Source organism: Pantoea dispersa, assembly GCF_035783935.1.
GTDB classification, from domain to species: domain Bacteria; phylum Pseudomonadota; class Gammaproteobacteria; order Enterobacterales; family Enterobacteriaceae; genus Pantoea; species Pantoea dispersa_C.
This window is the reverse complement of record NZ_JALKOV010000006.1, coordinates 129,735-142,007: the sequence shown is the minus strand read 5'-3', so window position 1 is coordinate 142,007 and position 12,273 is coordinate 129,735. Positions and strand designations below refer to the sequence as shown.

Sequence of the window (12,273 nt, the reverse complement as noted above, 5' to 3'; positions counted from 1 at the left end):
GCAGTACATCCTGAATCGGGCTGGGTGACAAAAATGGCATTAAATCAGGCAGATAAAAAAGAAGGCGCCGCAGTGCGGCACCTTCAGAGACTACCGGTTACTCGTCGATAGACGCTTTGTAGGCGGCGGCATCGAGCATCGCGTCGAGCTCGGACTCGTCGCTGGCTTTAATGCGGAACAGCCAGCCGGCGGCGTACGGTTCGCTGTTAACCAGCTCCGGGGCATCGCCCAGCGCGTCGTTAACCGCCACGATTTCACCGCTCAGCGGCGCGTAGATGTCCGACGCCGCTTTCACGGATTCGGCCACCGCGCAGTCGTCACCGGCGGCGAAGCTGGCACCCACGTCCGGCAGGTCGACAAACACCATGTCGCCCAGCAGTTCCTGTGCGTGCTCGGTGATGCCCACGGTAAACGTACCGTCAGCTTCTTTACGCACCCACTCGTGGCTATCACGGTACTTCAATTCATTTGGCACATTGCTCATCGCCATTTCTCCTGAAAAAAATTACTGAGCGACCGGCTTGCCGGCGCGAACAAAAATAGGTTTAGTCACTTTCACCGGCATTTCACGATTGCGGATTTCAACAATCGCCTGCTCACCGATACTGGCCGGCACGCGCGCCAGCGCAATGCTGTAGCCGAGCGTTGGCGAGAAGGAGCCGCTGGTAATGATGCCCTGCTGCGGTTGTCCCTGCGCGTCGGTAAAGCGCACCGTAAGACCGTTACGCAGCACGCCTTTTTCGGTCATCACCAGCCCGACCAGTTTTTCCGTGCCGTTCTCGCGCTGTGCTTCCAGCGCTTCACGGCCAATGAAATCACGCTCGGCGGGCTCCCAGCTGATGGTCCAGCCCATGTTGGCGGCCAGCGGCGAAACGCCTTCATCCATCTCCTGACCGTACAGGTTCATGCCCGCTTCCAGACGCAGCGTATCGCGTGCGCCCAGCCCGGCAGGTTTTACGCCAGCGGCCAGCAGTTGCTGCCAGAAATCGGCGGCTTCCGCGGCTGGCAGAGCGATTTCATAACCGGCCTCACCGGTATAACCGGTGGTGGCGATAAACAGATCGCCGGCCTGTACGCCAAAGAACGGCTTCATGCCTGCCACCGCGTCACGCTGTGCCGCGCTAAACAGGCTTTGTGCTTTTTGCTGTGCCTTCGGTCCCTGTACGGCGATCAGTGCCAGATCGTCACGCTCGGTCAGTTCAACACCAAACGGCTGCGCATGCTCAGCGATCCACGCCAGATCCTTCTCGCGCGTGGCGGAGTTGACCACCAGACGGAAGAAATCTTCGCTCATAAAGTAAACAATTAAATCATCGATGACGCCAGCTGACGCATTCAGCATGCCGGTATACAGGGCTTTGCCGGGCTGAGTCAGTTTGGCGACGTCGTTGGCCAGCAGGTAACGCAGAAATTCGCGGGTGCGCGCGCCGTGCAGATCGACGATGGTCATGTGGGAAACGTCAAACATTCCGGCATCGTTGCGCACCGCATGATGCTCATCCATTTGCGAGCCATAGTGCAGCGGCATCATCCAGCCGTGGAAGTCCACCATGCGGGCACCGCAGGCCTGATGCTGTTCGAATAGAGGCGTTTGCTGAGTCATAACCATCCTGTGAAGACAAGTGAGTGTGACGCGCCTGCGCCGTCAGTTTTGAGCGACGCAAACGTTCTCTTTCTACTGACGTTACCACCGAATGTGGCAATTAACCATAAGGAAAACGAGGGTGAAACCTTATCATCCTTTGTCCCTGCCCGGCAGCCATACCAGCATATTTCACTGCATTTATGTGATTTACCGCGCATACAATTCACCTGTTGCGCAGTAATTCAGCCGAATAATGGAAGCTGTGCCGCAGGAAGGAGAAATGGTTCGGTGGTAAAAACCACTTTAGATTAGTTTAAGTAATGCGAATTGAGACCTGAAATTAGAATAAATCAAATGAAGGGCAATTCGGGTGCAGCGATGCACAATAATGGTGCTGATGGGGTTTTGCAGTGCGTTTGCCGGGTGCGCACAAGGTCGCCATGGAGAGCGACAGCGCTGTGCAGTTTGGTAATTCATGAGCAGCAGCCGGCCGCTGGCCCACCCTTTAGGGCAATCGCGTAACGTCGGTGCAGAAAAAACGGCACCTGAAACGGTGCCGTGATGAGGAGAGTTAGCGGATCCAGCCGGGTAGATCACTGAGCCCCATAGCCTGCTTCAGCAGTAATGGCTTCACGCCGGGCAGCGTGTCGGCCAGCTTCAGCCCGACGTCGCGCAGCAGTTTTTTCGCCGGATGCTGCCCGGCAAACAGCTCACGGAAACCCTGCATACCGGCCAGCATCAGCGCTGCGCTGTGCTTGCGGCTGCGCTCATAGCGACGCAGATAAAGGTGCTGGCCAATATCTTTGCCCTGCTGATGCAGGCGGCGGATTTCGCCAATCAGCTCGGCGGCATCCATAAAGCCGAGGTTTACCCCCTGCCCGGCCAGCGGATGGATGGTGTGCGCCGCATCGCCCACCAGCGCCAGCCGGTGCGCAGCAAAGTTGCGGGCGTAACGCGCCATCAGCGGGAAGGTTTTGCGTTCGCTTTCCACCTGACACAGGCCGAGGCGCATATCGAATGCCACTGACAGCTGCTGGTTAAACAGCGCTTCCGGCATGGACTGCAGCCGCGCCGCTTCCTGCGGTGACAGCGACCAGACGATGGAACACAGGTGCGGATCCTGCATCGGCAGGAAGGCCAGAATGCCGTCGCCGTGGAACACCTGACGCGCAATGGCATCGTGCGGCATATCGGTGCGTATGTTGGCAACCAGCGCGTGATGTTCGTAATCCCAGAAGGTAATCGGAATGTCCGCTTTGTCACGCAGCCACGAGTTGGCCCCGTCCGCAGCAATCAGCAGGCGCGCGCTCATCATGCTGCCGTCCTGCAGAGTAATAAAGGCTTCGTTATCGCCAAACGCGACCTGCTGCAGCTGAGCCGGCGCGATCAGCGTTACGTCGCTACACTGGCTGGCGCGCTGCCACAGCGCGCTGTGGATCACCTCGTTTTCAATGATATGTCCGAGGTGCGACAGCCCCTGCTGCTCGTCATCAAAGCTGATCGAGCCAAAGCTGTCCTGATCCCACACTTCCATGCCGTGATACGCGCTGGCGCGCAGCGCGAGAATGGTGGACCAGACATCCAGTTTTTGCAGCAGACGCTCGCTGGCGGCGTTGATGGCCGAGACGCGAATCGACGCGGGCGCCGCCGCATCAAATTGTGGCTCTGGTGCTTTCTCCAGCACGGCAACGCGCAGGCCGCTGCCCTGTAAGCCACAGGCCACCGCCAGACCGACCATGCCGCCACCGGCAATCGCCACATCAAATGTTTGCATTGCTGCCCCTTAATTCATGCTTAACGCTTAACCCAGCCGAGCGTGCGCACGGCAAGTGGGTTTCGCAGCCATGGCAGGTGGTCCATTGCCACCAGCCCAAGATTTCGTCCTGCCACCAGCGGGGCATAACGGTTGGCGAACAGCCGCACCAGACCGTCGGTGACGCCAATGGTCGCCGCGCGATCTGGCTGGCGGCGCGCAGCAAAATGGTGCAATACCGCGTGGCTGCCGGGATCCTGCTGGTGACGATGCGCCGCCGCCAGGGTTTCCGCCAGCGACATCACATCGCGCAGACCGAGGTTAAAGCCCTGTCCGGCGATCGGATGCAGCGTCTGCGCCGCATTGCCGACCAGCGCCAGCCGGTGTGTCACCTGACGCTCTGCGGTCTGCAGCGCCAGCGGATAGATTTCGCGCTGGCCGGCATGGGTAAAGCGCCCCAGCCGCCAGCCAAAAGCACGCTGTAATTCATGCAGGAAGGTAGCGTCGTCCCACTGCTTAACCGTGGCTTCGGCGGCCGCCGGATGACACCACACCAGCGACAAACGGTTGCCGGACATCGGCAGCAGCGCCAGCGGACCATGCTGTGTGAAGCGCTCAAACGCGCGGCCCTGATGCGGCAGCTGCGTCGCGACGTTTGCAATCACCGCCAGCTGCTGATAGTCCTCGCGCTGCCAGCGCATGCCGCACGATGCTGCCAGCGGCGAGCGTGCGCCGTCGGCGGCCACCAGCAGCGCGCCCTGCAACGTGTCGCCGCTGCTGAGCGTCACCTGCACGCTATCGGCGCTGCGGGTTACTGAGGTGACGTGATCCGGACAGCGCAGCGTTACGCCGGGTGCCGCACGCAGACGTGTAAACAGGCGCTGGCCGACATCATACAGCTCGACCACGTTGCCCAACGCCGCCAGCTGGTAATCCTCCGCCTGCAGCTGGACAAACCCGCTGTGGCCGCGATCGGAAACGTGGATGTCGGTAATGGGCGTGGCGCAATCCGCCAGCGACTGCCAAAGGTCAATATCCGCCAGCTGCTGACAGGTACCCGCCGCCAGCGCGATGGCGCGCCCGTCAAAGCCCGGGTGCGCGCGGCTGTCCGGCTGATGACGTTCAATCAGCGTCACCGGCAACTGGCCCTGCGTCAGGTGCGAAATCGCCAGTGCCAGCGTGGCGCCGGTCATGCCGCCGCCTGCAATCAGGATACTCATACGCCGCGCGCCGCCGCCATTAGCGCTTCGATTGCCTCAGGGTCTTTCACCACGCTGTCGGTCAGGTTTTCATTACCGTCGGCGGTAATGACGATGTCGTCTTCGATGCGGATGCCGATGCCGCGATATTGCGCCGGCACTTTGGCATCCGGCGCGATATACAGGCCCGGTTCAACGGTGAGAACCATGCCCGGCTCAAGCAGACGGTCACGGCTGGGCGTGCCGTAATGGCCGACGTCATGCACGTCCAGCCCCAGCCAGTGGCTAAGGCCGTGCATGAAGAACGGCCGGTGCGCCTGCTCTTCAAACAGCGTATCGATATTGCCTTCCAGAATGCCGAGATCGACCAGGCCGGTGATCATGATGCGCACCACTTCGTCATTGACTTCATGGATGCTGATGCCCGGGCGGAACATCGACAGCGCCTTATACAGCGAGGCGAGCACGATGTCGTAGATCTCGCGCTGTGGCTGGCTGAATTTACCGTTGACCGGGAAGGTGCGGGTGATATCGCCGGCGTAGCCATGGAATTCGCAACCGGCATCAATCAGCACCAGATCGCCGTCGCGCATTTCGCTTTCGTTTTCGGTGTAGTGCAGAATGCAGCCGTTCTCACCGGAGCCCACAATGGTGTTGTAAGACGGAAAGCGCGCGCCGTGGCGGGTGAATTCGTGATGGATTTCGCCTTCCAGCTGATATTCAAACATGCCGGGACGGCACGCCTGCATGGCGCGGGTATGCGCCAGCGCGCTGATTTTGCCTGCGCGGCGCAGAATGGCGATCTCGTCTTCGCTTTTGAACAAGCGCATCTCATGCACCCAGGGACGCCAGTCGGTCAGCGTCGCCGGCGCGCTGAGGTTTTGCCGGAAACCGCGGCGCAGTTTCTCCAGCGCACTGAACACCCGCGTATCCGCTTCCGCGTATTCACCCTGTGCGTGATAGACCACGTCGAGCCCGTTGAGCAGTTGATGCAGCTGCTCGTCAATCGCGTCCCACGGCAGCGCGCGGTCAACGCCCAGCTTCGCCGGTGCGGCTTCCTGACCGAGACGCCGCCCGAACCAGATCTCCGCCGTCAGATCGCGCACGCGGTTGAACAGCACGCTGTGGTTATGAGTGTCATCGCTCTTGATTAATACCAGCAGCGCCTGCGGCTCGTTGAAACCGGTGAAATACCAGAAGTCGCTGTTCTGGCGAAAAGGGTATTCGCTATCGTTGCTGCGCGTCACTTCAGGTGCAGCAAAAATCAAAGCCGCGCTGCCGGGTGCCATGCGGGCGATCAGCGCCTGACGACGTTGCCGGAAGGTTTCCAGTGTAATCATATTTGCACTCCCTGTAGAAAACGGGCAGCGACCTGCCCACGATGACGCGCTTAGTGTAGCGTAGGTTTTTGCACTTCCGGTGCGATCGGCGTGCGTGGCCGGGTGAAGGTGTCATGGCACAGCAGCGCGGCAACACGCACGTACTCAATCACCTCTTCCAGCGACTGTTCGAGCTCTTCCTGATCTTCATCTTCATCGTAACCAAGTTGCGCAATGGTGCGCAGATCGTCAATCGCTTCGCCGGTCTCACCGGTCACTTTGTCCAGCTTCGGCTGCGTCACGCCCAGGCCCAGCAGGAAGTGATTGACCCAGCCGGCCAGCGCATCGGCGCGGTCGAAGACCGTGATGTCATCCTCGTCCGGCAGCATCAGCTGGAACAGGAAACCCTCTTCATCCAGCGTGTTGCTCAGGTGTTCATGCAGCGCCTGCAGCGGCTGTGACAGGCTCTGCGAGAACGCCATGCCCTCGTTTGTCAGGTCGTGCACCAGCGTTTTCCAGCTGCTGTCCTGGTTGCCGCCGCACAGAATGCCACACAGCAGTCCGTGCATCTCGGCGGGCGTCATGCCCACGCCCTGCTGAGAGAGTGCCGCGGCCAGCGCGTTGTAAGTGGGTGTTGCGTTCTGTAAAGACATAAGCTTTGGTCGTCGTTGGCAGAATAAGTTCGTGTTATGCTACCACCAGGTGCCTCAGGGTTTCCAGAAAAGGGGTTGTAACTTATCACGCGGGTCTATATAGTTGCGCACCTCCCAACCCATTGACAGGTAAGGGAGATGCGAACGAAGTAATCAGTCAGGATGGTGGCATGTCTGCACAACCGGTAGATATTCAGATTTTTGGTCGTTCATTGAGAGTGAATTGTCCGCCTGAACAGCAAGATGCGCTGAATCTGGCCGCAGAGGATCTCAATCAACGGTTGCAAGATTTAAAAGTTCGCACTAGAGTCACAAATACAGAGCAGCTGGTGTTCATCGCCGCGTTAAACATCTGCCACGAGCTGGCACAAGAGAAAGGTAAAACGCGCGATTACGCAGCCAATATGGAACAACGTATCCGTATGCTGCAGCAGACCATTGAGCAGGCATTAGTTGAGCAAGGTCGCATAACTGAACGTCAGGGCCCTAAATTCGAATAACACTTCATGGTTCTCGTGTTAGAGTGACGGTGAAGTCAATTTTCTCTGAGATGTTTGCAAGCGGGCCAGTCCCCTGAGCCGATATTTCATACCAACAGAGTGTGACGCTCTGTAACCTGTGAGCATGCTCGGTCCGTCCGAGAAGCCTGATGGTTGCGACGGCATACTCACCTTGAACCAAGGGTTCAAGGGTTACAGCCTGCGGCGGCATCTCGGAGATCTCCTCTTAGTTCCACCCTGTTATTCCCGGTGTGATAATGTGGCTAGCAACAGCCTTATCAGCCGGGGACATCATGACAGCACTCTCTCTTCTCGACCGTCAGGATATTCGTCAGCATGTGCGCCATCTGCGCCGCAATCTTACGTCTGAACAACAGGCCGAAGCCGCCGATCTGCTGGCTGAGCACGCCATTAACTTTGCCCCGCTGGCCAGTGCGCAACGCATCGCGCTGTTTCTTTCCGTCGATGGCGAAATCAATACCCGACCGCTGATTGCCAAACTGTGGCAGCAAAAGAAGCAGGTCTTTCTGCCGGTGCTGCACCCGTTTGCACCCGGTCATTTGCTGTTTATCCGCTACACGCCAGAAACGCCGCTGCAGCCCAACAAGCTGCGCATTCCTGAACCGCCGCTGGATATCACCCAGCTGGCAACGCTCGATCAGCTGGATGTGATGCTGGTACCGCTGGTGGCGTTTGACGCACAGGGGCAGCGCCTGGGCATGGGCGGGGGTTTTTACGATCGCACGCTGCAGCACTGGCAACGACATGGCTTTTTACCACTGGGTATTGCGCACGACTGCCAGCGCGTGGATGCGCTGCCGGTAGCAGCCTGGGATGTGCCGTTGCCGGCGATTCTGACGCCGTCAAAGCTGTGGCAGTGGGAGACGCTTGCGGGATAAAGCCAGGGCGCCCAGCGGCGCCCTGCATCATCAGTACAGCAGACGGGCGCGCATGGTGCCCGGGATGGCCTTCATCAGCTGCAGCGCTTTCTCCGCCACATCCTCTTCGGCATCAATGTCGATGACCACATAACCCATCACTGGCGAGGTTTGCAGATACTGGGCGGCAATGTTGATGCCCTGCTCGGCAAAAATCTGGTTGATGGCAGTCAGCACGCCCGGACGGTTTTCATGGATGTGCAGCAGACGGCTGGCGCTGGCGGCGTGCATTGGCAGCGACACTTCCGGGAAGTTAACCGCAGAGAGCGTCGAGCCGTTGTCAGAGTACTTGGCCAGCTTGCCAGACACTTCCAGACCGATGTTCTCCTGCGCTTCCTGGGTGGATCCGCCGATGTGCGGCGTCAGGATCACGTTGTCGAATTCGCACAGCGGCGAATTGAACGGATCGCTGTTGGTCGCCGGTTCAACCGGGAAGACGTCGATAGCGGCACCGGCAAGGTGCTTGCTGGCCAGCGCATTGCACAGTGCCGGGATGTCAATCACCGTACCGCGTGCGGCGTTGATCAGCAGCGCACCTGGCTTCATCAGCGCCAGCTCTTCGCTGCCGATCATATTCTGCGTGGACGGCGTTTCCGGTACGTGCAGGCTGACCACGTCGCTCATATTGAGCAGGTCAGAGAGGTGGCGCACTTGGGTGGCATTGCCCAGCGGCAGCTTGTTTTCGATATCGTAAAAGAACACGTGCATGCCAAGGCTTTCTGCCAGCACGCCAAGCTGCATACCAATATGACCGTAGCCAATGATGCCGAGCTTTTTCCCGCGCGCTTCGTACGAACCGGTGGCGATTTTATTCCAGATGCCACGGTGTGCTTTGGCGTTGGCTTCCGGAATACCGCGCAGCATCAGCAGCATTTCGCCGATCACCAGTTCGGCAACCGAACGGGTGTTAGAGAACGGGGCGTTGAATACCGGCACGCCGCGCTTTGCTGCTGCGCTGAGATCAACCTGGTTAGTACCAATACAGAAGCAACCAACCGCCACCAGCTTTTCAGCCGCCGCGAAGATCTCTTCGGTCAGTTGGGTACGGGAACGGATACCAATGAAGTGGGCATCGCGGATGGAGGACTTCAGCGTCTCAGCATCCAGTGCGCCTTTGTGGAACTCGATGTTGGTGTAACCTGCGGCGCGCAGATTATCCAGCGCGCTCTGGTGAACGCCTTCCACCAGCAGGAACTTAATCTTGTCTTTTTCCAGTGATACCTTTGCCATTTCCCGACCCTATTCAGAATTCAACGAGGACTACCATAAGGTAGCCTTCTGTCAAAATATCAAAATTTTCCGGCGCGGCAATACAAACGATTGCCTGCACGCCAGCACGCGCCCACGTGCAGACAACACAAATCCACACAAAATCGTGAGATGGCGTGAGCGCAAAGTACGAACCTGCTGTTGATGAATCATTTGTGACATAAGTCACCAAATTTCACTGCAGCAAGAAAAGATGTTTTGCGCATGGAAATAACCGGCGCTGGCGGCGCGCCGGTGAGATCAATTGGTGATGGTTTTCACGCCGTCCGGCGTGCCAATCAGCGCGATATCCGCCCCGCGTGTGGCAAACAGCCCCACGGTGACGACACCCGGCAGCGCATTAATGGTTTTTTCCAGCGCAATCGGGTCAAGGATGCGCAGATTATGTACGTCGAGAATAATGTTGCCGTTGTCGGTGACCACGTGCTGGCGATACTCCGGCAGGCCACCGAGCTTGACCAGCTCCCGCGCCACATAGGCGCGCGCCATCGGAATCACTTCCACCGGTAACGGGAAATTGCCCAGCACGTCGACCTGCTTGGACGCATCAGCGATGCAGATAAATTTCTGCGCCACCGCCGCGACAATTTTCTCACGCGTCAGCGCCGCGCCGCCGCCTTTGATCATCTGCATCTGCGGGTTGATCTCATCGGCACCGTCGACATACACCGACAGCGCATCCACGTTGTTGAGATCGAACACCGGAATGCCCAGCGATTTGAGCTTTTCGGTGGAGGCTTCCGAACTGGAGACCGCGCCCTCGATCTGATTCCTGATCGTGCCGAGCGCGTCAATGAAGTGCGCCGCCGTAGAACCGGTGCCTACGCCAACAATGGTGCCTGGCTGCACGTACTGCAGCGCTGCCCAACCTACCGCTTTTTTCAGTTCATCCTGGGTCATGGTATGTTTAAAACCTGTGCGACATCGAAGTGCGCGTAGTATAAAACAAGGCGCTGTCAAAAAGCGCGGCTGACCGGCGTTGAATGTAAGCCTTTGGAAGCCAGCCCGCAAAAACGCGGCGACCGCACAGATTTGCCATTTTATGGCATAGTAGTTTCCACCCTGAACGAGAGAGAAAAACAATGAAACGCCCGGATTATCGAACGCTTCAGGCGCTGGATGCTGTGATTCGCGAACGCGGCTTTGAGCGCGCTGCCCAGAAACTCTGCATCACGCAGTCTGCAGTGTCGCAGCGCATTAAACAGCTGGAAAATTTATTTGGTCAGCCGCTGCTGGTGCGCACCGTGCCGCCGCGCCCGACCGAACAGGGACAAAAATTGCTGGCGCTGCTGCATCAGGTTGAGCTGCTGGAAGAAGAGTGGCTGGGTGATGATAACGGCGGCACTACGCCGCTGCTGCTGTCGCTGGCAGTGAACGCCGACAGTCTCGCCACCTGGCTGCTGCCGGCGCTGAAAGATGTGCTGGCCGACTCGCCGGTGCGCCTGAATCTGCAGGTGGAAGATGAAACCCGCACGCAGGAGCGTTTGCGGCGTGGCGAAGTGGTGGGCGCAGTGAGTATCCAGCCGCAGCCGCTGCCCAGCTGTCTGGTGGATCAGCTGGGTGCGCTGGACTATCTGTTCTGCGCCTCGCCAGAGTTCGCCGCGCGCTATTTCCCCAATGGCGTGACGCGTTCGGCGCTGCTCAAAGCCCCGGCGGTGGCGTTCGATCACCTCGACGATATGCATCAGGCCTTTTTGCAGCAGAACTTTGATTTATCGCCAGGCAGCGTGCCGTGCCACATCGTGAACTCGTCAGAGGCCTTTGTGCAGCTGGCGCGTCAGGGGTCGGTGTGCTGTATGATTCCGCATCTGCAGATTGAGCGCGAGCTGGCGCAGGGAGAGCTGGTTGATTTGACGCCGGGTCTGTATCAGCGCCGGATGCTGTACTGGCACCGCTTCGCGCCGGAGAGCCGTCTGATGCGCAGCGTGACCGATGCGCTGATTGCCCACGGCCACCGCGTACTGCGCCAGGATGAGGTTGCGGCCTGATCCACATCTTCAGGCTGTATGTTCATCATTTTTCCTGGTGCGCATAAATACGCACCCTACAGTAAACAATTGTGGTTCACGTAGGGTCGCCATTTATGGCGACCAGCAAACGCTAACAGCTTGTGATTACTGCGCCGTATTCGGTTTGATTTCGAAGACCACATCCACCTGATCGTCAAAATGGATGCTCTGCTGCTCGTAGGTCTGCTGCGCGGTGGTGTCCGCCGCGGCACCAGCCGCTTTGTACATGCGCGCCATTGGCATCGGCTGGTAGTTAGCTACGTGGTAGCGAATGCTGTATACCGGGCCCAGTTTGGCGTTGAAGCCTTCGGCCAGGGCGTTCGCCTGCTGCGTAGCATTGGCAATTGCTGCTTTGCGCGCCTGATCTTTATAGCTGTCCGCATTAGCCACGCCCAGCTCAACCGAACGGATCTCATTCAGGCCCGATTTCAGCGCACCGTCCAGCAGCTCATTCAGCTTGTCCAGCTGGCGCAGCGTGACTTCTACCTGACGCACCGCACGGTAGCCTTTCAGCACCGATTTACCCTCTTTGGTGTAATCATACTCCGGCTGAGTGCTGAGGTTAGCCGCATCAATATCTTTCTTCTCGATGCCGTTCTTTTGCAGAAAATCAAAATATTGCGCCACGCGGTCGTCAGCCTGTTTCTTTGCATCCGCCGCGTCTTTCGACGAAACATTCACCACGATGGAGAGTGTAGCCATATCCGGACGGGCATCCACGCTGGCCTGTCCTGATGTCACCACGTGCGGTCCGTTTGGCACTTCTCCCGCCTGGACCAGACCGGACAGTGCGCCCGTGCTCATTACGGCGGCCAGCGCCAGTGCTTTCAGTTTCACGAAAGTCCTCCTTGAAGGGTTCAATTTGCAGGTCGCCACTATGGCGAAACCCAAAACACATTACTATGCGTGATGGTCTGAGTTTGAAATTAGCAAAAAGTTCGGCTTCGCTCAGGTTTAACGTATCCGCGATCGCAAATTTATCTGCACAGATTCGCTGAAAAGCCCTGCTCGTGTTTCTATTAAAGAAACACTTCTGACCTTCGGGAGA

At 58.4% G+C, this 12,273-nt stretch carries 12 protein-coding genes and 1 other RNA gene; 4 read left to right on the top strand and 9 right to left on the bottom strand.

Annotated features, from left to right (window positions below; all coding sequences use genetic code 11):
• Positions 1-97: 97 nt before the first annotated feature.
• From gcvH to MXF20_RS13375, 6 genes are all read right to left on the bottom strand, one after another.
• Positions 98-484, bottom strand: a complete 387-nt coding sequence (gcvH, locus tag MXF20_RS13400; protein ID WP_325969772.1) for a glycine cleavage system protein GcvH — start codon at positions 482-484, stop codon at positions 98-100.
• Between the two features lie 21 nt (positions 485-505).
• Positions 506-1,603: a glycine cleavage system aminomethyltransferase GcvT gene (gcvT, locus tag MXF20_RS13395; RefSeq protein WP_325969771.1), complete on the bottom strand. Its 1,098-nt coding sequence runs from the start codon at positions 1,601-1,603 to the stop codon at positions 506-508.
• A gap of 553 nt (positions 1,604-2,156) precedes the next feature.
• Complete coding sequence (gene ubiI, locus MXF20_RS13390) at positions 2,157-3,359, bottom strand: FAD-dependent 2-octaprenylphenol hydroxylase (RefSeq protein ID WP_325969770.1); 1,203 nt, start codon at positions 3,357-3,359, stop codon at positions 2,157-2,159.
• Positions 3,360-3,379: 20 nt separating this feature from the next.
• Positions 3,380-4,558: a 2-octaprenyl-6-methoxyphenyl hydroxylase gene (gene ubiH, locus MXF20_RS13385; protein ID WP_325969768.1), complete on the bottom strand. Its 1,179-nt coding sequence runs from the start codon at positions 4,556-4,558 to the stop codon at positions 3,380-3,382.
• Positions 4,555-5,877, bottom strand: a complete 1,323-nt coding sequence (pepP, locus tag MXF20_RS13380) for a Xaa-Pro aminopeptidase (RefSeq protein ID WP_325969767.1) — start codon at positions 5,875-5,877, stop codon at positions 4,555-4,557. Before pepP ends, ubiH begins: the two co-directional genes overlap by 4 nt.
• Positions 5,878-5,927: 50 nt before the next feature.
• Complete coding sequence (locus MXF20_RS13375; RefSeq protein ID WP_325969766.1) at positions 5,928-6,509, bottom strand: YecA family protein; 582 nt, start codon at positions 6,507-6,509, stop codon at positions 5,928-5,930.
• Positions 6,510-6,679: 170 nt separating this feature from the next.
• Here MXF20_RS13375 and zapA point away from each other — a divergent pair, with 170 nt between their 5' ends.
• The 3 genes from zapA (at position 6,680) to MXF20_RS13360 (ending at position 7,908) form a co-directional block, all read left to right on the top strand.
• Positions 6,680-7,009, top strand: a complete 330-nt coding sequence (zapA, locus tag MXF20_RS13370) for a cell division protein ZapA (protein WP_021506660.1) — start codon at positions 6,680-6,682, stop codon at positions 7,007-7,009.
• Positions 7,010-7,048: 39 nt separating this feature from the next.
• Positions 7,049-7,232: non-coding RNA, 6S RNA (ssrS, locus tag MXF20_RS13365), on the top strand.
• Positions 7,233-7,302: 70 nt separating this feature from the next.
• Positions 7,303-7,908 (top strand): 5-formyltetrahydrofolate cyclo-ligase, encoded by a 606-nt coding sequence (locus MXF20_RS13360; RefSeq protein ID WP_325969765.1) that lies wholly within the window; start codon positions 7,303-7,305, stop codon positions 7,906-7,908.
• A 30-nt stretch (positions 7,909-7,938) separates the two neighbouring features.
• On the opposite strand, the gene serA is transcribed toward MXF20_RS13360, so the two are convergent.
• Together serA and rpiA are read right to left on the bottom strand one after the other, a co-directional pair.
• Positions 7,939-9,177 carry a phosphoglycerate dehydrogenase gene (gene serA / locus MXF20_RS13355; RefSeq protein ID WP_021506658.1) on the bottom strand — a complete coding sequence of 413 codons (1,239 nt, stop codon included), beginning with the start codon at positions 9,175-9,177 and terminating at the stop codon, positions 7,939-7,941.
• 279 nt (positions 9,178-9,456) lie between these two features.
• The gene (rpiA, locus tag MXF20_RS13350; protein WP_325969764.1) at positions 9,457-10,116 is read right to left on the bottom strand and encodes a ribose-5-phosphate isomerase RpiA; all 660 of its coding nucleotides are present in this window, start codon (positions 10,114-10,116) and stop codon (positions 9,457-9,459) included.
• Between the two features lie 182 nt (positions 10,117-10,298).
• On the opposite strand from rpiA, the gene MXF20_RS13345 reads away from it, so the two are divergent.
• The gene (locus tag MXF20_RS13345; protein ID WP_021506656.1) at positions 10,299-11,204 is read left to right on the top strand and encodes a LysR family transcriptional regulator ArgP; all 906 of its coding nucleotides are present in this window, start codon (positions 10,299-10,301) and stop codon (positions 11,202-11,204) included.
• A 126-nt stretch (positions 11,205-11,330) separates the two neighbouring features.
• Here MXF20_RS13345 and MXF20_RS13340 read toward each other — a convergent pair whose 3' ends face one another.
• Positions 11,331-12,062 (bottom strand): oxidative stress defense protein, encoded by a 732-nt coding sequence (locus MXF20_RS13340; protein WP_150059333.1) that lies wholly within the window; start codon positions 12,060-12,062, stop codon positions 11,331-11,333.
• Between the last annotated feature and the right edge of the window lie 211 nt (positions 12,063-12,273).

Excerpts from the sequence above, each read along its gene's own strand:
- ubiI (WP_325969770.1), bottom strand. The coding sequence starts at position 3,359 with ATGCAAACATTTGATGTGGCGATTGCCGGTGGCGGCATGGTCGGTCTG.
- ubiH (WP_325969768.1), bottom strand. The coding sequence starts at position 4,558 with ATGAGTATCCTGATTGCAGGCGGCGGCATGACCGGCGCCACGCTGGCA.
- serA (WP_021506658.1), bottom strand. The coding sequence starts at position 9,177 with ATGGCAAAGGTATCACTGGAAAAAGACAAGATTAAGTTCCTGCTGGTG.
- MXF20_RS13360 (WP_325969765.1), top strand. The coding sequence starts at position 7,303 with ATGACAGCACTCTCTCTTCTCGACCGTCAGGATATTCGTCAGCATGTG.
- zapA (WP_021506660.1), top strand. The coding sequence starts at position 6,680 with ATGTCTGCACAACCGGTAGATATTCAGATTTTTGGTCGTTCATTGAGA.
- MXF20_RS13375 (WP_325969766.1), bottom strand. The coding sequence starts at position 6,509 with ATGTCTTTACAGAACGCAACACCCACTTACAACGCGCTGGCCGCGGCA.
- gcvH (WP_325969772.1), bottom strand. The coding sequence starts at position 484 with ATGAGCAATGTGCCAAATGAATTGAAGTACCGTGATAGCCACGAGTGG.
- pepP (WP_325969767.1), bottom strand. The coding sequence starts at position 5,877 with ATGATTACACTGGAAACCTTCCGGCAACGTCGTCAGGCGCTGATCGCC.
- MXF20_RS13345 (WP_021506656.1), top strand. The coding sequence starts at position 10,299 with ATGAAACGCCCGGATTATCGAACGCTTCAGGCGCTGGATGCTGTGATT.
- gcvT (WP_325969771.1), bottom strand. The coding sequence starts at position 1,603 with ATGACTCAGCAAACGCCTCTATTCGAACAGCATCAGGCCTGCGGTGCC.
- rpiA (WP_325969764.1), bottom strand. The coding sequence starts at position 10,116 with ATGACCCAGGATGAACTGAAAAAAGCGGTAGGTTGGGCAGCGCTGCAG.